Origin of the sequence: Kribbella sp. NPDC006257 (assembly GCF_040613535.1) — a bacterium.
Taxonomy (GTDB): Bacteria; Actinomycetota; Actinomycetes; order Propionibacteriales; family Kribbellaceae; genus Kribbella.
In genome coordinates this window covers 106,263-126,019 of record NZ_JBEXSJ010000001.1, presented here as the reverse complement: position 1 = coordinate 126,019, position 19,757 = coordinate 106,263, and the positions used below count along the sequence as shown (strand labels likewise).

15 protein-coding genes and 1 pseudogene are annotated in these 19,757 nt (G+C 67.1%); 7 read left to right on the top strand and 9 right to left on the bottom strand.

Features of this window, described 5'->3' with window-relative positions; genetic code table 11:
• Positions 1-33: 33 nt before the first annotated feature.
• Together ABZ004_RS00610 and ABZ004_RS00605 are read right to left on the bottom strand one after the other, a co-directional pair.
• A complete protein-coding gene (locus ABZ004_RS00610; protein ID WP_355677624.1) occupies positions 34-1,137 on the bottom strand; it encodes a Gfo/Idh/MocA family oxidoreductase in 1,104 nt (367 codons plus the stop codon).
• A complete protein-coding gene (locus tag ABZ004_RS00605; protein WP_355677623.1) occupies positions 1,122-1,763 on the bottom strand; it encodes a ThuA domain-containing protein in 642 nt (213 codons plus the stop codon). Before ABZ004_RS00605 ends, ABZ004_RS00610 begins: the two co-directional genes overlap by 16 nt.
• A 164-nt stretch (positions 1,764-1,927) precedes the next feature.
• On the opposite strand from ABZ004_RS00605, the gene ABZ004_RS00600 reads away from it, so the two are divergent.
• From ABZ004_RS00600 to ABZ004_RS00585, 4 genes are all read left to right on the top strand, one after another.
• The gene (locus ABZ004_RS00600; protein ID WP_355677622.1) at positions 1,928-2,731 is read left to right on the top strand and encodes an MBL fold metallo-hydrolase; all 804 of its coding nucleotides are present in this window, start codon (positions 1,928-1,930) and stop codon (positions 2,729-2,731) included.
• Positions 2,732-2,845: 114 nt separating this feature from the next.
• A complete protein-coding gene (locus tag ABZ004_RS00595) occupies positions 2,846-3,403 on the top strand; it encodes a DUF4870 domain-containing protein (RefSeq protein ID WP_355677621.1) in 558 nt (185 codons plus the stop codon).
• A gap of 119 nt (positions 3,404-3,522) precedes the next feature.
• Positions 3,523-5,052 (top strand): NCS1 family nucleobase:cation symporter-1, encoded by a 1,530-nt coding sequence (locus ABZ004_RS00590; RefSeq protein ID WP_355677620.1) that lies wholly within the window; start codon positions 3,523-3,525, stop codon positions 5,050-5,052.
• Positions 5,053-5,243: 191 nt separating this feature from the next.
• Positions 5,244-6,071, top strand: a complete 828-nt coding sequence (locus ABZ004_RS00585) for a DUF3097 domain-containing protein (protein WP_355677619.1) — start codon at positions 5,244-5,246, stop codon at positions 6,069-6,071.
• On the opposite strand, the gene ABZ004_RS00580 is transcribed toward ABZ004_RS00585, so the two are convergent.
• Positions 6,068-6,649, bottom strand: coding sequence for a helix-turn-helix domain-containing protein (locus tag ABZ004_RS00580; protein ID WP_355677618.1), 582 nt, complete (start codon positions 6,647-6,649; stop codon positions 6,068-6,070). The genes ABZ004_RS00585 and ABZ004_RS00580 overlap by 4 nt on opposite strands.
• Before the next feature lie 126 nt (positions 6,650-6,775).
• Between ABZ004_RS00580 and ABZ004_RS00575 the strand changes: the two genes are divergently transcribed.
• Both ABZ004_RS00575 and ABZ004_RS00570 read left to right on the top strand, forming a co-directional pair.
• Positions 6,776-7,510 carry an SDR family oxidoreductase gene (locus ABZ004_RS00575; protein ID WP_355677617.1) on the top strand — a complete coding sequence of 245 codons (735 nt, stop codon included), beginning with the start codon at positions 6,776-6,778 and terminating at the stop codon, positions 7,508-7,510.
• A gap of 29 nt (positions 7,511-7,539) precedes the next feature.
• Positions 7,540-7,833, top strand: a pseudogene (locus tag ABZ004_RS00570) (NAD(P)-binding domain-containing protein); the annotation flags it as partial.
• Between the two features lie 348 nt (positions 7,834-8,181).
• Here ABZ004_RS00570 and ABZ004_RS00565 read toward each other — a convergent pair.
• From ABZ004_RS00565 to hemW, 4 genes are all read right to left on the bottom strand, one after another.
• Entirely contained in the window at positions 8,182-10,758 is a 2,577-nt protein-coding gene (locus ABZ004_RS00565; RefSeq protein WP_355677616.1) for a DUF3376 domain-containing protein, read from the bottom strand.
• Between the two features lie 106 nt (positions 10,759-10,864).
• The gene (locus ABZ004_RS00560; protein WP_355677615.1) at positions 10,865-11,884 is read right to left on the bottom strand and encodes a LacI family DNA-binding transcriptional regulator; all 1,020 of its coding nucleotides are present in this window, start codon (positions 11,882-11,884) and stop codon (positions 10,865-10,867) included.
• Between the two features lie 55 nt (positions 11,885-11,939).
• Entirely contained in the window at positions 11,940-13,265 is a 1,326-nt protein-coding gene (locus ABZ004_RS00555; RefSeq protein WP_355677614.1) for an ABC transporter substrate-binding protein, read from the bottom strand.
• 225 nt (positions 13,266-13,490) lie between these two features.
• A complete protein-coding gene (gene hemW / locus ABZ004_RS00550; protein WP_355677613.1) occupies positions 13,491-14,702 on the bottom strand; it encodes a radical SAM family heme chaperone HemW in 1,212 nt (403 codons plus the stop codon).
• A gap of 77 nt (positions 14,703-14,779) precedes the next feature.
• Here hemW and ABZ004_RS00545 point away from each other — a divergent pair, with 77 nt between their 5' ends.
• A complete protein-coding gene (locus ABZ004_RS00545) occupies positions 14,780-16,798 on the top strand; it encodes an MDR family MFS transporter (RefSeq protein WP_355677612.1) in 2,019 nt (672 codons plus the stop codon).
• Between the two features lie 541 nt (positions 16,799-17,339).
• Here the strand turns inward: ABZ004_RS00545 and ABZ004_RS00540 are convergent.
• Together ABZ004_RS00540 and ABZ004_RS00535 are read right to left on the bottom strand one after the other, a co-directional pair.
• On the bottom strand, positions 17,340-17,801 hold the full coding sequence (locus ABZ004_RS00540; protein ID WP_355677611.1) for a hypothetical protein: 462 nt from the start codon (positions 17,799-17,801) through the stop codon (positions 17,340-17,342).
• A 21-nt stretch (positions 17,802-17,822) separates the two neighbouring features.
• Positions 17,823-19,658 carry a long-chain fatty acid--CoA ligase gene (locus ABZ004_RS00535; RefSeq protein ID WP_355677610.1) on the bottom strand — a complete coding sequence of 612 codons (1,836 nt, stop codon included), beginning with the start codon at positions 19,656-19,658 and terminating at the stop codon, positions 17,823-17,825.
• Between the last annotated feature and the right edge of the window lie 99 nt (positions 19,659-19,757).

The following is a 19,757-nucleotide window of genomic DNA, read 5'->3' as shown; positions in this document are numbered from 1 at the left end:
GGGCCCCGTCTCAGCGTTGCGCCGGCCTCCTGGTCAGGCGGACTCCGGCGATGCTCCCAACGGTACGGCGGCCGGCCGTTCGACGGTGCTCGCGACGTCCACCGGCTGGTCCTGGGCAGCGGCTTCGAGCAGCGACTCGAGGACGTCGAGCACGTGGTACGCCAGCGCGCCGTTGGCCCGGTGCGGCTCCCCCGTCCGGATGGCGCGCGCCATGTCCGCCAGACCGACGCCGCGACCCGCTCCGGCGTACCCACCCGCGACAGGCACCTCGGTCCACTCCCGGTTGGCGGCGGTGACGAGCTCGACCTTGCCGTCGAAGCCGTTGGGGTCAGGCACGGACAGGCTGCCCTCGGTGCCGTAGACCTCGATCCGTGGGAGTCGCGCTGCCCACACGTCGAAGCTCATCAGCACAGTGGTGAGCGCACCGGACTCGTGCTCGAGTACGCCGGTCACGTGGGTCGGCACGTCGACAGGGAACGTCTCACCTGCCCGGGGACCGGTGTGGATCTTCCGCTCGCCCTGAGAACGACCACCTCGCGCAGTAACCCGGCGTACCGGACCTAGGAGGGTGACGAGGCTGGTCACGTAGTACGGGCCCATGTCGAGCACTGGACCGCCGCCTGGTTGGTAGTAGAACTCCGGTGCGGGGTGCCACAGCTCATGCCCGGGTGTGACGAAGTACGCCGAAGCAGCAGTCGGTACGCCGATGTCGCCGCGATCCAGGATCGCTCTGGCGGTCTGGGTGCCGGTGCCGAGCACGGTGTCGGGAGCGCAGCCGATGCGCAGGTTGTTGGCGGCCGCCAGCTTCAGGAGCGGCTCTGCCTCGGCACGGTCGACAGCGAGCGGTTTCTCGCCGTACGTGTGCTTCCCGGCTTGCAGCGCGGCCTGGTGGATCGGGGCGTGCGCGGCCGGGATGGTGAGGTTGAGGACGATGTCGACCGCGGGATCGGCCAGCAGGTCGTCGGATGACAGGGCGCGAATGCCGGGGTTCTTCTCGGCGATCGCCTCGGCCCTGGACAGATCCAGGTCGGCGACCGCGACCACCTCGACGCCCGGAAGCTTGGCCAGGTGATCGAGGTAGGTACCGCTGATGACACCGGTCCCGACGATGCCGATACCGGTCACTTGCTCGCCCACAGCAGCCCCCGCTCGATGATCGTGCGGACCTCGGGGACGTCCAGGTCGGCGAGGCTGTGCCCCGGCGTACAGACGAAGACGCGGCCCTCGCCCCAGGTCCGGGTCCAGACAGCCGGCATCGTCGCGCCGGCGATCCACGGGAAGTCCGGGTGCGCCCGGAAGGTGGTCGTCGCGAGCACGGTGTTGGTGGGGTCGGCGTGCACGTAGTACTGCTCGGTGTGCAGGTCGAAATGCGTGATGCCCTCGACGATCGGGTCATCGGAGACCACCTCGATCCGGTGGTCGACGAAGCCGCCCGGGTGCGAGACGAACTGGCCGCCGGTGATGAACTGGTAGTCGCTGTTGTTACGGAACGAGTCGACGATGCCGCCGTGCCAGCCGGCCAGCCCGGTCCCGTTGCGGACCGCGGCCTCGAGGCCCTTCACCTGCTCGCCGGTGATCTCACCCATGCTGATGCACTGCAGCACCAGGTCGGTGCCGTCCAGGTCGAGGTAACTGTCGAGGTTGTCCGACACCTCGACCTCGAAGTCGTTCTCCCGCAGGAACGGGATGAAAAGCTCGGTCGCCTCGACCGGAAGATGGCCTTCCCAGCCACCTCTGGTCACCAGTGCCCGTCGTGTCGTCACGCCGCCTGCCCTTCAGAATGCCTGGCTAGAGATCGGATGAGTTCCGGTCGCTCTGGCGACCTTAGGCGGCGTTTCACGGTGCTTCAAGGGCCGTTCCGCCGCTTGGATAGGGCTTGCCCTCGGCCGCCGACCGGCGCGGTGGATGCTCCGGTTAAGGTCGCGGTATGAGTGCATGGGCCGAGCTGGGCGACAGATGCTGGGTCCGCCGGTATCCGGAGCTGGATCTGAATATCGGCCTGGTGGCCGGCAGTGAGAGCGCAGTGGTGATCGATACCCGGGCCGACGCAGTGCAGGCTCGTGAGTTGCTCGCGGAGATTCGCGAGCTGACCGACGTACCGGTGCGGTGGGTCGTCAACACGCACGCGCACTTCGACCACACCTACGGCAACGCTGTCTTCAGCGAAGCGGGGGCGACCAGCTTCGCGCAGGAGAACACCGCGGCGGCGCTGGCGGCCGATCCGGGGAACACCGAATCGGTTGCCGTCGACAACACCTTCGCGGTGGCGAAGGTGATCGAGCTCGGCGACCGCCGGGTGGAGTTGCTGCACCTCGGCAACGGGCACACCGACGGCGACGTGGTGGTCGTCGTACCGGATCTGGACGTGTTCTTCGCCGGTGATCTGCTCGAGGAGTCCGCGCCCCCGTCGTACGGGGAGGACTCCTTCCCGCTCGAATGGGCCGACACCGTCGACCGGCTGATCGGGCTGCTCTCGGCAACCGCGAAGGTGGTGCCGGGCCATGGCGCCGTGGTGGACGCCGAGTTCGTCCGCGACCAGGCCGGCGACCTCGGCACCGTCGCGAACACCATCTCCGGGCTGCACCACGCCGGTACGCCGCTGGAGGCCGCCCTGGCCCACACCGACGACTGGCCGTGGCCCGTCGAGCACCTCGAACACGCCGTACGCCGGGGGTATGCGGCCCTCGGGATCCCGCGCCGGCCCACCCTCCCCATCCTCGGCCAGGGGTGAGCTCCCGCGCCCGTTGCCGCCAGCATGCCTGAAGGCGCACCGCTCGGCGATCGTTGGCGCATTGTTGCCTCGCGGGAGCCGCCGCCGGGCCCGGGGGCTTCTACCGTCATCACCATGAGCGAAACTCCTAGCGACACCCCGCCTCCGGTGGGTCCGCAACACCAGGACGACACCCCGCCGCCGGCAGGTCCGCAGTACCAGAACGACACCCCGCCGCCGGCCGGCCCGCAGTACCAGAACAATTTCACGCCGCCCGCCGGCCCGCAGTACCCGCCGGGCCCGGGTGGCGTCGACCCGCGGTACCCCGGGCCGCAGGGCCCCGGTTACCCGCAAGGCCCCGGTCAGCCGATGCGTCCGGACGAGGAGCGCACCTGGTCGCTGCTCGCGCACATCGGCACCATCGTGCTCGGCTTCCTCGCACCGCTGATCGTGCTGCTGGTCAAGGGCAACGACTCGGCGATGGTCCGGGCGAACTCGGTCGAGTCGCTGAACTTCCAGATCACCGTCGCCATCGGCTACATCGCGTCGTCGTTCCTGATGATCATCCTGATCGGGTTCATCACGCTGCCGATCATCTGGATCGCCGCGGTCGTCTTCGCGATCCTCGCCACGATCGCCGCGAGCAAGGGTGAGCCGTACAAGTACCCGTTCGCGTTGCGCCTGGTGAAGTAAGCGGTAGCGGTGCGGGGTTGCCCGTTGACACTGTGCGCGGTTTTCCGTTGACACGGCGACGGTCGATCCCGCACGTTGAGGCGAAGCATTTGCCGCACCGACCGGACGAGGTGGGACCGATGGCCAGTTTGGAACAGACCTATCACCCGGACGGACGGGTCGAACTCACCGATCCGGCGGCGATCGTGGACAGCCCGTACGGCAACGCCGAGCTGGCACCGACCCGGTTGCCGGAGCGGCGCTGGACGACGTACAACTACGCGGCGCTGTGGATGGGGATGGCGCACAACATCCCCAGCTACCTGCTCGCGGCCGGGCTGGTCGCGCTCGGGATGAACTGGCTGCAGGCGTTCCTGACGATCACGCTGGGGAACCTGATCGTGCTGATCCCGCTGCTGCTGAACAGCCACGCGGGGACGAAGTACGGGATTCCTTTCCCGGTCTTCGCGCGCGCCTTCTACGGCGTACGGGGAGCCAACTTCCCCGCCTTGTTGCGCGCGTTCATCGCCTGCGGATGGTTCGGCATCCAGACCTGGATCGGCGGCCAGGCGATCTACGTGATCGTCGGTGAGCTCGCGGGCTCCGGCTGGACCGGGGCGTCTTCGGTCGGCGGCCACCCGTGGACGATGTGGCTGAGCTTTGCGTTCTTCTGGGCGCTGCAGATGGTGCTGATCTGGCGTGGGATCGAGGGGCTGCGGAGGTTCGAGAACTGGGCGGCGCCACTGGTGACGGTCGCGTTCCTCGCGCTGATGATCGCGATCCTGGTCAAGGCCGGTGGCTTCGGGCCGATCCTGTCGCAGCCGTCGAAGCTCGGCTGGGATGCCGACTTCTGGAAGATCTTCGCACCCTCGCTGATGGGCATGATCGCGTTCTGGGCGACGCTCTCGCTGAACATGCCGGACTTCACCCGGTTCGGCAAAGGCCAACGCGCGCAGGTGGTCGGCCAGATCATCGGGCTGCCGACCACGATGTCGTTCATCGCGCTGGTCTCGATCATCACCACCTCGGGAACGGTGATCGTCTACGGCTCCGCGATCTGGGACCCGGTCGAACTCACCCGCCGCTTCGAGAACCCGGTCGTGGTCACCATCGGGCTGGTGATGGCGATCCTGGCGACGATGTCCTGCAACGTGGCGGCGAACGTCGTCAGCCCGTCGTACGACTTCGCCAACGCGCTGCCGAAGTGGCTCAACTTCCGGACGGCGGGACTCACCACTGGGGTGATCGGCATCCTGATCCAGCCCTGGCGGCTGATCTCCGACCCGTCGATCTACATCTTCGTCTGGCTCTCCTTCTACGGCGGCCTGCTCGCCTCGGTGGCCGGCGTCCTGATCGCGGGCTACTGGTTCGTCGACCGCACCAACCTCTTCCTCGCCGACCTCTACCTCCCCCGCGGCCGCTACTGGTACGCCGCCGGCTGGAACTGGCGAGCCGTAGCAGCCACCCTGATCGGCTCCGTCCTCGCCGTCGGCGGCGCCTACTCCAACCCCGGCGCCGGCCCCTTCCCCGCCAACGGCCTCATCCCCTTCCTCAAACCCCTCTACGACTATTCCTGGGTCGTAGGCCTGGTAGCCGGCTTCATCACCTACCTAGCCCTCACCATCACCTCCCCCCACCGAACCCCCTCCCCAGCCCACGCCTCCGCCTAACCGGCGCCACGCCGCCTGTCCCGTTCGACAGGAACAACCTCGTGAACTTCTCGAGCCAAGGGAGTCGGCATGAATGCTGCACAAGCCACGGGACGGCGGACGGGTCGGGCTGTGCTGGCCGGGCAGTGAGAACGCAGTCCATGCGTACGACGTACCGGTCCTCAAGGCCTGAGAGCGATTAGGGTTGTGGGGTGGCTGATCGGTATGGGAACGATGTGCTCAGTGGGGATTGGCGTAAGCCCAAGAACGGGCGGACCGTCGAGGTGGAGATCGAAAAAGGGATGGTGGTCGAGGAGCCGTCGTCCGGTTTCGTCGGCGCCGTCGTCCGGTGGGAACACGGTGTCGTGGACCTCGAGGACCGGCACGGGCGGATCAAGACCTACCCGATGGGGCCGGGGTTCTGGGTCGACGGCAAACCGGTCAGCCTGCAACCGCCGAAGCGCCCGGGGCCGGCGAAGAAGACCCGTACGGCGTCCGGTTCGGTGGCCGTCAGCAACGTCCGCGCGAAGGTGGCCCGGGCGAGCCGGATCTACGTCGAGGGTCGCCACGACGCGGAGCTGGTCGAGCGCGTCTGGGGTGACGACCTCCGGATCGAGGGCGTCGTCATCGAGTACATGGAAGGGATCGACGATCTCCCGGCGATCGTGAACCGGTTCCAGCCGGGTCCCGGCCGACGGCTCGGCGTACTGGTCGATCATCTGGTCGACGGATCCAAGGAGTCGAAGATCGCCGCGCAGGTGAACAACCGCCACGTGCTGGTCGTCGGGCACCCGTTCATCGACATCTGGGAAGCGGTCAAGCCGTCCTCCCTGGGCATCGCCGCTTGGCCGAAGATCCCGCACGGAACCGACTGGAAGCACGGCGTACTAGAGACGTTCGGCTGGCCCGCAACCGACCAGGCCGACGTTGCCGCCGCCTGGAAGCACATCCTCTCCAAGGTCAAGTCCTACGCCGACCTCGAGCCAACCCTCCTCGGCCGGGTAGAAGAACTCATCGACTTCGTAACTCAGGACAGCTAGCCAACCGGTGCAGTTGCCGGGATCGCGTTGTCGACGAGGACTGTTGCGATGGCGGCGGCTGTGGCGAAGGCGTCGGTGTTGAGGACTCGGCCGCGCGCTGCGGCGCCGTCGAGGAGCAGCGCCAGTTGCTCGCCAAGCTGTTCGGGATCGCTGGCGCCGGCCTCGCGGGCGGCCTCGGTGAGCCGCGCGGCGAAGGCCAGCTTGTAGTCGCGGGCGTGGACGCGGGCCGGGTGGCTCGCGTCGGGGAGTTCGACGGCCGCCGCGATGAACGGGCACAGCGGCGCGTGGATGTCGAAGGCGGCGAGGAGTCGTTCACGCGGCGTGAGGTCGGTGTTGTCGAACACCTCGGGCAGGACGTCGGGATCGAACCGCCGGAGGTGTTCGGCGATCAGCTCGTCCTTGCCGGGGAAGTGCTGGTAGAAGGTGCGCTTGGACACATGGGCAGTCGCGCAGAGCTGGTCCATGCCCGTGGTGTTGATGCCTTGATCGCGGAACAGTTCATGGGACGCGCTGAGGATGCGCTCGCGCGCGCCCCTGCCGCGGCGCAGTCCCCGCGGGCCCTTCTCCAACTCCGTCATGCCTCCAGCGTAGCCGATTCGGGTACCGATCGGTGTGCATAGCTTGCATCCACCATCGTCGTTCGCTACGTTAAGCACGCAGATCGGTGTACATAACACCGATGCGACCGACGGACGGAGCAAGTCGTGGGAAAGCTCGATGGCAAGGTGGCAGTGATCACCGGCGCGACGAGTGGGATGGCGCTGGCCGGTGCGAGGTTGTTCGTCGACGAAGGAGCGCACGTCTTCATCTCGGGCCGGCGCAAGGACGCGCTCGACGAAGCGGTGGAGCTGATCGGCCGGAACGTAACCGGCGTCCAGGGTGATTCGGCCAACCTCGATGACCTGGACCGTTTGTTCGAGACGGTCAAGCAGGAGAAGGGCTCGGTCGACGTGTTGTGGGCAAGTGCCGGGATGGGCGAGCAGGGCAAGCTCGGCGAGATCACCGAGGAGCAGTTCGATGCCGCCTTCTCGCTGAACGCGCGCGGCACGCTGTTCACGGTCCAGAAGGCGCTGCCGCTGTTCAACGATGGCGGCTCGATCCTGATGACCGGATCGAACGCGTCGCTGCGGGGCTACCCGGACTGGAGTGTGTACGCCGCGAGCAAGGCCGTGCTGCCCGCCTACGCACGGGTCTGGGTGGCGGAGTTGCGGGACCGGAGGATCCGGGTGAACGTGCTGACCCCCGGCCAGGTCGCCACACCGGTTCTGGAGCAGGTGATGAGCGCGGAGATGAAGGCGCAGTTCGAGTCCGTGATCCCACGGCGAGAGATGGGCCATCCGGAAGAGATCGCGTCGGTCGCCTTGTTCCTCGCCTCGGACGACTCGAGCTACGTCAACGGCATGGAGCTGGTCGTCGACGGCGGCACCACGGTGATCTGATCCATCCACAGACCAAGGGAAGACACAACATGGCGACCATCAGCATCATCGGCTCGGGCAACATGGCAACGACCATCGGCACCCGGGCAGCCAAGCACGGCCACACCATCGAGTTGATGAGCCGCGACGTCGCGAAGGCTCAGGCGCTCGCCGACCAGATCGGCAACGGTGCCACCGTCGGCACGTACGGCGCCAGGCCGGCCGGTGACATCGTCATCCTGGCCGTCCTGTACGCCGGCGCGGTCGACGTGGTCACTCAGTACGGCGAGGCGCTGGCCGGCAAGATCCTCGTCGACATCACCAATCCGTTCAACGCCGACGCCACTGGACTCGTGACGACCGCGGGCAACTCGATCTCCCAGCAGATCGCCGTCGTCGCCCCCGAAGGCACCCACGTGGTGAAGGCCTTCAACACGATCTTCCGCGGCGTCCTTGCCGAGGAGAAGCCACTGGACGCGCTCCTCGCCGGCGACAGCGTCGAGGCGAGGGCACGGGTCGCGGAGTTCCTGGCGAGCCTTGACCTGCGGCCCCTCGACACAGGAGGGCTCGAGATGACCCACGCCCTGGAATGGGCCGGTCTGCTGCTGGTGGGTCTGGCAAGCAACGGCGCCGGCTTCGACGTCGCCCTGGGCGCCGATAGCGTCAAGCTACATCGCTTACGGGACACTAGGTCAATGCGGTGCAGGTGTGATCGGCGGCAGGCGGTCCTCGATCCAGCGGCTGATGCGTTTGCGTTGGCGGCGGATGTACCAGGAGCCGGCGAGGACTGCGGCGTCGACGGCGAGGATCAGGCCGGCCAGTAGGGCGGCGATGATTCGGATGGCGGCAACGTCTACCACGCCGGCGGCGACCAGCAGCAGGACCACGACGCCGAGGAGGGCGGCCGGGAGCCAGCGTTGGAAGATCAAGGGGCGACGGGCGGGGGTCAGGTCGGCGTTCTTGATCAGCCGGTACCACAGCGTGTACCGGGCCGGCTCGGCGAACCAGCGGGCGCACAGCAACAGCCAGGACCCTGGCTGATGCTTGCGGCCGGCAACCGCCTTCACCATGTCACCGAAGGCCGGGGTGAGCCCACCCGACACCGCGACCATCCGGTCGGCCAGACCCTTGGTGGTCGCGATCCCTTCCCGCGTCGTGTTGAGCTCGTTCCGCATCGTCGTGAGCGCACCGAGTCCGGCGTCGGGCGGGAAGTCGACCGCCAGCCGCTGGATCCGCTCGGCGACCTTGGTGATCTTCCACTCCTCGGCCTCGAGCACCTGGCGCTGCGTCTCACGGATCCAGGCCGGATCGGCACCGAGCATGGCGCCCAGGTGAGCGACGCAATGCAGCCGCCCCATCAGCCAGTCCCATCGCCGCCAATCGGCAGCACCGAACGCACCGAAGTGCCCGACTTGAGTTCCGTAAAGAATCCGGTCCTTCAGATCGTTGGCGATCGACCCTTCGGGCAGCTCGTCCAGCAACGTCAGCGGAATGTCCGGCCCGAGTCGCAGGAACTGGAACGGCGCGCTGCGCTGCTGCGGCGTACGGGCCGACGTGCACCGCGAGACGATCTCGACCTCGAGCGCCGTCTCGACGACCTCCTCGCCGACGACAGCGATCAGACCGGCGAACTCGTCGCCGAGCGCGCGCTGGACCTGCAGCAAGTCGAAGATGTCGGTCAGCCCGACAGCGACCGCCTCGGCTCCCCCGGCAGGCTGCAGGTCCAGATCCGCCTTGGCCAGCTCGTCCGACAGACTGTCCCGGACCGCGAGCACCCGTTGCAGGCTGTCGCTCGTCGCCTTCAACCGCCGCTCGAGATCGGCACGCTCCTCCTTGGCAGCACTGTCGATCTGGATCCGCAGCGAACGCAGTACGAGCCGTACTACGCGCTCCGCGGCGCCGGTTCCCCAATCCCAGCAGGGGTTTCCGGCCTCCAGCCGCAGCGGCGCCGTCGACCCGTCCGGCCCCGGCACCCAAGGATGCTTGGTCGCGAGGATGTCGTCGATTTGCGCCTCGGACAACGCGGTCGCCGCGTCCAGCACGGTCGACTGGTCGTGCGTCGCGATCGTCACCGCCTCCCAGACACCGCCCGCGGCGCGGCCTCGCGAGTAGGCCGGGAGCAACAGCTTCGCCGCCTCCCGCAATCGCGCCCGCTCAGCTGGTTGCCGGACGCAACGATCGAAGAGCCGCTGCGAGTCGGACCAGGACGCGTCCGCCTCCAGCAGCAGGCGTTCCAGTTGCTCCACGTCCGACCGGAAGTCCACCTCACGCGGGAACTGCACAGCCGACAAGGCCGCCACTCGCCAGCCCGGCTGGTTCGCATCGACCAGGCGCGTCGCGGCCGAACCGATCCCGGCCGACGGTACGACGTACAGGACGTATCTGGTGGCTCGCCCGGTCACCGGTCGTCGGGCGACGACGTCGAGAACCGGCGCGAACGGCGCGTTGTCGAGCACACCGCCGTCGACCAGCCAGGCACCGGACTCCTGATGCGGACCGGGCTGCATCCGCGGCGGCGCGTCCCCCATCTTCGGGGTCTCCAGCACCGGCCCGAACGCCACCGGGAAGGAGGCAGAGGCCCGCGCCGCCCGGGCGAGCAGCTTGGTGTCCTTCAGCCCGTTGTTCTCCTTGACCGAGAACTTCCGGTTCTTCCCGTCGTACTGCGCGGCGCGCTCGCTGGTGAAGCAGTACAGGTACCGATGATCCGGTACGACGAAGCACTGGCCGGCCGCGTCCTTCGCCTCGAACTGCTGGATGCCGAGGCCCGAGGCGGTCACGAACAACGTCACCGGATCGGCCGCCGCCGTCCGGCCCGCGTCGGCGACGCCCTCGAGGAGGCTGTTCAGCTCCTTGAGGAAGTAGTCGCCGTCGAGCACCGAGCTGGACGGCTTGCCCGCGGCCGGGACCAGCTTGCCGACCTCGAGCGAGCCGAGGCCGACCCAGCGCTGCCGCAGCCACGGTCCGTCATCACCGTCGGGGTCGAGGGTCGACCCGTGCGAGATGGCGGTTGCCAGGAGTGACCCGTTCAGGCCGCCCGCGCTGGTGCCCGCGATCACGTCGACGACGAGTCTGCGCTGCTCACCGTCGCGGTGGCAGAGCTCCTTCCAGCGGGCCGCGAGCACCTCGTCGTACGGCTGCGCGGCGGGCTTCCCGGCACCCCCGGAAGCCCGTCTGATCAGGTCGAGTTCGTGCGTGACGCCGCCCATCCAGACGGCCAGACTGACCCCGCCGTTCAACACCAGCGCGATCCGGATCTCATGGTCGGACATTGCCTCGGTTCCCCCTCACAGGCCTGTCCAACAGATACCACGCGCGTGACCGACGGGACAGATGTCGCGGCGGAGAGTGACCAAATCTTTCCGCCACGCTGCGTGATCAGGCAGAGCCGCGGAGGATCAGTTCGGTCGAGAAGATCTCCGGACCGGTCAGGTCCGCGCCGCCGATCTTGGCCAGCAGGATCTCGGCCAGCCGGGTGCCGAGCTGCACCACCGGCTGCCGGACGGTGGTCAGCTTCGGCGTCGTCGTGGTCGCCACCACCGAGTCGTCGAAGCCGACCACGGACACGTCCTCGGGCACCCGCCGGCCGAGCTGGGAGAGCACCCGCAGGGCAGCGGTTGCCATCAGGTCGTTCGCCACGAACACCCCGTCGAGATCGGGATGCTCGGCGAAGAGCTTCAGCGCGGCCTGCTCACCACCGTCGGCGGTGAAATCGCCGTACGCGACAGCTTCGGGGAGGCCCTGCGCTGCCATCACCTGCTGGTACCCGGTGAGCCGGTCGATCCCGGCGGTCATGTCTACCGGCCCGGCGACGGTGCCGAGTTTGCGGCGCCCCTTCGACAGCAGGTACTCCACCGCGGTCCGGGCGCCGGCGACGTTGTCCACGTCGACACTCGCGACCGGGACATCCACGCCGAGCGGACGGGCACTGAAGACGATCGGCAGCGGCAGCTGGGCCAGCTCCTGCAGCACGTTGTCGCGACCGTGGTGGCTGACGATGATCGCGCCGTCCACGTGACCGCCGCGCAGATACCGCAGCAGCCGTTGGTCATCGCCGGCCGACGGCTCGATCAGCAGCACCAACTGCGACGACGTGGGTGCGAGAGCAGAGCTCACGCCGCGAAGGATCCCGGCGAAGAACGGGTCGGAGAACACCCGGCTGTCCGGCTCCGGCACGACCAGTGCGACAGAGTCCGTACGACGGGTGACCAGCGCCCGGGCCGCCCGGTTCGGAACGTACCCGAGTTCGACGATCGCGCGCTCCACCGCGGCCACCGTGTCCGGCAGCACCTTCGGCGACCCGTTCACCACCCGCGAGACGGTCGCCCGCGAAACACCGGCCAGCGCGGCCACCTGTTCCAGGGTCGGGGACAACGAGTCCTGGCCATGCTTCGACAACGGACCTCCCCGGAACGGTGCTGGACCTTCACACCGTAGTACCTCGGGTCTGTTGTCAGCCGGTTTTGCGGACGTTCGCGGCCTTGTCGCTGTCCCGGAGGGCTTGCTTCCAGGCCGCCGCCGGGGACTGCTTGCCGCTCTCGATGCGCTGCAGGGCCTCGGTGAAGACCTGGTTGATCTCGCCGTCGCGGGGTCCCTTGTGTTGTTTGAGGATCACGTTCTGCGCCCGGTCGATGAAGATCTTGCCGACCGGGGCGTTGTTGAAGTACGGGTTGACCTGGGACTTCACCTGCGGCGAGTCGTAGGCGTCGGTGGTCGACGGGAACGAGCCGACCTTCTTGAACACCTTGATCTGCTGCTCCGGCGCGGTCAGCCAGGCAGCCAGTTCGGCTGCCTCCTCGGGGTTGGCCGACTGGGTCGGCACGGTCAGGTAGGACCCGCCCCAGTTGCCACCGCCGCCGGGGAAGACATCGGCGACGTCCCACTTGCCCTTGCCGTAGCTGCCCGCGTTGTCCTGGATCACGCCGAGCAGCCAGCCCGGGCAGGCGATGGTGGCGAATGCGTCGGACCGGAAGCTCTTGTTCCACGCGTCGCTCCAGGCCGTCAGCTTCGCCGACAGGCCCTGCTCGGTCCCGTCGACCACCTGGTCCCAGGTCTTGCGCAACCGCTCGTTCTCCGCGCCCAGATAGCGGTCCTGGTTGGAGTAGTAGGCCTCGATCAGCTGGTTGCGCATCGCGTCCCAGGTGACCGTGGCCGAGCTGTACCAGGCCGAGCCCGGCACCTTGGACTTGAACTTGCGGCCGTAGGAGAAGTACGACGCCCAGTCCGGGAACAGCTTGGCGACCTCGGCCCGGTCGGTCGGCAGACCCGCCTTGGCGAACAGGTCCTTGCGGTAACACATCGCCATCGGGCCGATGTCGGTGCCGTACCCGATGATCCGGCCGTCGGTGGAGGTCGCCCCGGCCACCTTCCAGTCCAGCCAGCGTGGGGTCAGTTCGTCGGCGCCGTACTGGCGCAGATCGACGAACTTGTCCGCCTTGGCCAGGTACTTGTAGATCCAGCTGACCTCCATCGCCTCGATGTCGGCCATCCCGGACCCGGCGGCGAGGTTGTCGTCGAGGTTCTTGATGTGCTCGTCGACGGTCGCGGCGGTGCGCTCGGTGATCTTGATGTTCGGGTGCAGCGACTCGTACTCGCTGTACAGGTCGGCGTACCCGAACTCGTTGAAGGTGGCGATGGTCAGTTCGATCTTCTGACCGTCGTCCGCCTTCGCGTTCGCCGAAGCGGAGGACTGGTCGTTGCCACCGCAGGCTGACGCGAGCAGGGTGAGGCTGCACGCGAGGAGGACAGCTGCGGTGCGATAGCCGGCACTGGGCCGCATGGAATGCTCCCTGTTACTGGACGGGTTGAGAGCGCTCTCGGATGTAAAAGTTTCCTGAGTTTCGGGCGTTTCAACTGATTGTGTCAAGCACCACATCGTTACGCTGAGACACCAAGCCGATTAGGTCAGTACATACCCGGTGAAATCGTCACTGTGTGAGCCGCGCCGGTGACGGAACGCGTTGATTTCTGGCAATCGGCTGTGTTGTCCGAAGCAACTATCTGGTCACGGCAGCAGGTCGCGGACGACCGCGTCGGCCAGCAGCCGACCACGGCGAGTGAGCACCAGCCGCCCGTCGTCGGCAGTCAGCAGCCCGTCCTCGGCAGCCCGGCCGGCGGCCGCGCGACCCTCCTCATCCAGTACGCCGAGAGGCAGGCCTTCGCGCAGCCGGATCTCCAGCAGGACCCGCTCGACCCGCCGGGTCTCCTCGCCGAGGGTCTCTCGCGCGTACGCCGGACTCACGCCGGCACCGATGCGCTCGGCGTACGCCGTCGGGTGCTTCACGTTCCACCAGCGCACTCCGCCGACATGGCTGTGCGCGCCCGGCCCGATCCCCCACCAGGTGTCGCCCCGCCAGTAGAGCTCGTTGTGGCGGCACCGGGCGTCCGTCGTACGGGCCCAGTTCGAGACCTCGTACCAGCCGAGTCCCGCGCTGGTCAGCAGGTCGTCGGCGAGGACGTATTTGTCTGCCAGGTCGTCGTCGTCCGGCATCGGCAGCTCGCCGCGGCGTACCCGGCGGGCCAACTGGGTGCCGTCCTCGACGATCAACGCGTAGGCGCTGACGTGATCGGGATCGGCCGACAGCGCGGACTCCAGCGAAGCGCGCCAGTCCTCGAGGGATTCACCCGGGGTGCCGTAGATCAGGTCGAGATTGACGTGCTCGAATCCGGCCGCGGTCGCCTCCTTCACCGCCTGCAACGCGCGACCGGGAGTGTGCTGGCGATCGAGGATCTGCAGGACGTGCGGACTCGCGCTCTGCATCCCGAACGAGACTCTGGTGAAGCCTGCTTCCCTTAAATCGTTGAGATATCGAGGGTCCACCGACTCCGGATTCGCCTCGGTGGTCACCTCCGCGTCTTTTGCCAGGCCGAATTCGTCCCGTATGGCGGCCAGCATCGCGCCGAGATCCTTGGCTTCGAGAAGCGTCGGCGTGCCTCCGCCGAAAAACACCGTCTCGACCGGGCGGTCCAGGTGCTCGAGCACCTTTCGGGCGAGCCGGACTTCCTCGATGGCGGTCTCGGCGTACGAGGCCTGTGATGCACCGCCGCCGAGCTCCTTGGCGGTGTAAGTGTTGAAGTCGCAGTAACCGCAGCGCGCCGCGCAGTACGGGACGTGCAGGTAGAAGCCGAACGGTCTGATGGTTGCTTCACGGAGTGCATGTTCTGGCAGCGACCCGTCCGTGGGTGCAACCTCACCCTCGGGCAATGTCGATGGCACGTTATTCATCGTACTTTGAGACCCGATCGCGAAGTTGCCGTGGTAGCGCTCCGTCATGGGACAACTACATTCAGCACATGGACACCGAGGCTCAGCCGGTTGGCAACGCCACCAAGAACGCTGTCGTGGTCGCGATCATGCTCGGCATGCTGCTCGCCGCGCTCGACCAGACGATCGTGGCGACCGCGCTGCCGACCATCGTCAGCGACCTGGGTGGTGCGAACCACCTGTCCTGGGTGGTGACCGCGTACCTGCTCGCCGAGACGATCATGACCGCGCTGATCGGCAAGTTCGGCGACCTCTACGGGCGCAAACGGATGTTCCTGATCTCGGTGGTGCTGTTCCTGGCCGGGTCCGCCCTGTGCGGAATGGCCAACGACATGCTCTGGCTTGTCGGTTCCCGCGCGGTCCAGGGTCTCGGTGCCGGCGGGCTGATGGTGACCGCGACGGCCGTCATCGCGGACGTCGTACCGCTGGCTGAGCGGGGGAAGTACCAGGGCTTCATCGGTTCCGTCTTCGGCGTCTCGACGGTCGCCGGTCCGTTGCTCGGTGGCCTGTTCGTCGACCAGCTGAGCTGGCGGTGGGCGTTCTACGTGAACCTGCCGCTGGGTGTCATCGTGCTGATCGTTGCCGCGATCACCCTTCCTTCGGTGAAGGCCGCTGTGAAACCGGCGATCGACTATCTGGGGATCTTGCTGATCGGGCTGGCCGCGACCGGGCTGACCTTGGTCACGACGTGGGGTGGCAACGAGTACGACTGGACCTCAGGTGTCATCATCGCGATGACGATCGGATCCCTGGTTGCGCTGGGGTTGTTCGTCGTCGTGGAGCTGCGGGCCGAGGAACCGTTGCTGCCGATGCGGTTGTTCAAGTCCGGGGTCTTCTCGGTCTGCGCGTTGCTGAGCTTCATCATCGGGTTCGCGATGCTCGGCGGGGTCACCTTCCTGCCGACGTACCTGCAATACGTCCACGGCGCCTCAGCGACCGAGTCCGGCCTGCAGATGCTGCCGCTGGTGGTCGGGCTGCTTGTCTCGTCGATCGTGGTCGGCACGCTGATCAGCAAGACCGGGCGCTACAAGTGGTTCCCGGTCGCCGGCACGGTGATGATTGCTTTGGGCCTCTATCTGCTCTCCTTGCTGAACAACCACACGAGTTATCTCAACACCGCCGGCTACATGGTTGTCCTGGGCATCGGTATCGGTCTCTGCATGCCGGTGCCGACCGTCGTCGTACAGAGCACTGTCGACTACAAGGACCTGGGTGTCGCCACGTCCGGGGTCAGCTTCCTGCGGACCATGGGCAGCTCGTTCGGCGTCGCCGTCTTCGGCTCGATCTACGCCACCCAACTCCCGGAGAAACTCGCCGGAACCGTTCCGCCGGGCTTCGACCCGCGACTCGCCCTGTCCGTCGACGGAGTCCGCTCCCTGCCCGCCGCGGTACGCGAACCAGTCACCGCCGGGTACGCCGATGCGCTGCACGTCGTCTTCCTCGCAGCCGTGCCGGTTGCGGCGGTCGGGTTCGTCGTTGCCCTGCTGCTGAAGGAGATCCCGCTCCGCGACACCGCCCGCATGTCGGCCGGCGGCAACGCGGGCGTCGGCGAGAGCTTCGCCGCTCCGGCATCGTTCGACTCCGAACACGAGCTGCAGAAGGTCGTCGCGCTGATCGTCCAGAAACACCAGGGCGGCCACCCCGGCCCCGAAGTACTGGCCCAGTCCGGCCTCCCTCTCTCGATGGCCCAGATCTGGCTCATCATGCGCGTCTTCCGCGGCGGCGCCGACAGCGGCTCAGCCACCCTCGCCGAAATCACCGGCGACCTCAAAGTCCCACCAGGCGTCTTCGAACCCCTCGCCAGCCAACTCGTCGCCGCCGGCTACCTCAGCGAAACCCTGGGCCACTACCGCTTCACCACCACCGGCCTGGAAATGTTCCAACGCTTCATCGGCGCCTGGCGCGTCTGGATCCTCACCCACATGACGGACTGGGACCTCGACGACACCGAAGACTTCTCCGCCGCCATAGACCGAATCACCGAACAAATGCTAAAAACCAGCCAAACCCTAACCACCGGCAAACACGCCGCCCTGACAAACGCTTAGCACCAAGCCTCGAACTACGACCCCACGCGGACAGCTACGTCCGCTCCTACGTCGCTCCTCGCTGCCTGCTCCCACCCACCCGTCCCACGCGCTCCTAGGTCGGGTGCTCGCCTGTGGTCACATCCGGCGTCTAGGCGCCGGATCCCCCTGGATGAGGTTCTCGCGCACCCCGATCAGGGCCAGGTGTTGTCGGCTTCCGGATCCATGGCGAACTGCATGAGTGGGCCGGTGTCGTTGCGATTCTTGTCGAGCTGCCGCAATGCATCGAGGTAGGCCGCCCGTTGCTGCTCAAGAGGTACTCGGGCACGTCAAGTGCTTCGTCCCGAATCCAGAACCGGGCATCGGCGATGTTGCTGCTTTCGACATCGTTGAGCTCAGCCATCGTTTCGATACCTCGATGAGGCTCCAGGAGGTACTGCTTGTCCTCCTCCTCGACCGGAGTGGCTCCGTACGGCTGGTTGAGCGGGTCGAACACGCTCACGGCAAGCACACCTTCATCGTCATTGGCCCGGCTGCAGCAGGTACAGGAACCTGCTGCATTTCAGAGGGTTCGAAGCAGGCGTTCGGTGGCCTCATTCACGGAGCGCTCAGCAGCTATGTCGCTGACCGGTTGCGCTTCAAGCTCCATGTGTCGGTTAACGCGGCCGACCATTCGTTCAGCCGTCCGGCGAGCGATCCGGCGCGTGTCATCGTCGCTCAGTACACCGCGTCGATGTGCGTCGCGGACCTTCGCCCAAGCTGAGTTCGGTCGCTTGTCCGGGTTCACGTAGGCGAGCTTGGCCTTGTCCAGTTGAGCAATCAGGTCTGGCGCCGAGATCTCATCGAGCAGCTTGCGGCTTATCAACTCGTCAACGGTCACCGCCAACGATCGCGGATGTGCCACAGCCTCTGCCAGCCAGCGGGAGATCTGAGCTTGCGATGTTCCCAGTGCCTCAGCGACAACATCCTGGCTGCAGCCAGCCTTCACCTGCTCGACCGCGAACCGGCGCTCGTCCAGCTCCACGAGTTCGCGACGCGCGTAGTTCTAGTCGTACATCTTGTCCAGGAGGTCGGCGTACGTCGTCTCTACGTGTTTGCGCTTGAGCTTCAGGCTGGGGGTCATTTCGCCGGATTCTACGGTGAGGTCTCGGTCGAGGATGGTGAACTTCTTGACGGTTTCCCAGCGGTTGAGGCCGGCGTTGAGTTCGTCGACGTAGCCCTGGACCATGGTGCGGGCGGCGTCCGAGGTGACGATCTCCGAGTAGGGCTTGCCGGCCAGGCCGTTCTGGGCTGCCCAGCCTTCGATGGCTTCGGGGTCGAGGGTGACCAGGGCGGAGACGAAGTTGCGCTGGTTGCCGTGGACCAGGAACTGGCTGGCGTAGGGGCAGATCATCTTGAAGCGGCCCTCGATCACCTGCGGGGCGACGTACTTGCCGCCGGAGGTCTTGAAGAGGTCCTTCTTGCGGTCGGTGATGAAGAGGAACTCGTCCTCGAAGTGGCCGATGTCGCCAGTGTGGAACCAGCCGTCGGCGTCGATCACCTCGGCGGTCTGGTCGGGAAGGTTGTGGTAGCCGCTCATCACCAGCGGGCCGCGGATCAGGATCTCGCCGTCCTCGGCGATCTTGAACTCGGCTGCCGGGAAGACCGGGCCGACACTGCCCAGCCGGTACTGCGCGGGCCGGTTCAAGGTTGCCCCAGCGGCCGTCTCGGACAGCCCGTAGCCCTCCAGGATCAGCAGCCCGGCCGCGTGGAACCACTCGGCGAGCTTCTTGTCCAACGCAGCAGAGCCCGACACGAAGAACCGGATCTTCCCGCCGAAGCGGTCGCGGATCTTCGACAGGACCAGCTTGTCGGCGACCGCGAACTGCGCCGCGAGTACGCCGGACGGCTCCTTGCCCTGCTGCCGCAACGCCGATACCTGCGAGCCGATCCCGAAGGCCCAGTGGAACAGCTTGGCCTTCACCCCGCCCTCGGACTCCATCATCGTCACGATCCGGCCGTGCGCCTTCTCGAAGACGCGGGGCGCGGCGGCCATGAAGGTCGGCTGGACTGCAGCAGCGTTCGCCACGATCTTGTCCACCCGGCCGTCGATCGCCGTCGCGAAACCGATCTGGAACTGGACGGCGAGCAGTACCTGCCCGAAGACGTGGGACAGGGGCAACCACAACAGCTGGAGATCGTCCGGGCTGAGCACCCGGATCCCTTCCACCGCGGCACCTTCGTAGGTCCAGACCGAGTGCGGCAGCCGCACACCCTTCGGCCGCCCGGTCGTGCCCGACGTGTAGACCAGCGTGCAGAGGTGCTCCGGCCGGATGGCGGCGATCCGCTCATCGACCACTGACGGGTGCTCGTCCAGGTACTGCCCGCCGAGGGCGTCGAGGGCGTCCAGGCTGATCACCCAGTCGCCGTCCCGCTCCTCCGGCGAGCCGTCGATCAGCACCACCTTGTGCAGCGACGGCAGCTCCGACTTGTGCTCGCGCAGCTTGTCGACCTGGCCGGCGTCCTCCGCGAAGACGATCTGGACCTCGGCGTCGGCCACGATGTACGCGACGTCGGCCGCCATCGTCGTCGGGTAGATCGTGGTGGTCGCGGCGGCCGCCAGGATCGCCGCGAGGTAGCACTGGACCCATTCGAGCCGGGTACTGCCGGCCACGGCGACGCGCTGCTCGGGCTGGACCCCGAGCGCGATCAGCCCGGCCGCGCGCCGGCGTACGAGCTCGTCGGTCTGCTGCCAGCTGACCGATGCCCACTCCTCGCCGACCGGATAGCGGAACGCCTCCCGGTTCGGCTGCGCGGCGACGCGGTCGAGGAACATCTGGGCGAGGTGCTCCTTGCGGGAGCTGAGCAACGCGAGCTGAGGACCGTCGGCAACGGGCTTCATGGCTGGCCTCCATCGGGGGTCAAGTAACCGAACAGTAATGGCCGCGCGCAACCGTGACCATGGTCATCGCTTGCCGGTCCGCACCATCTCGATTACGTT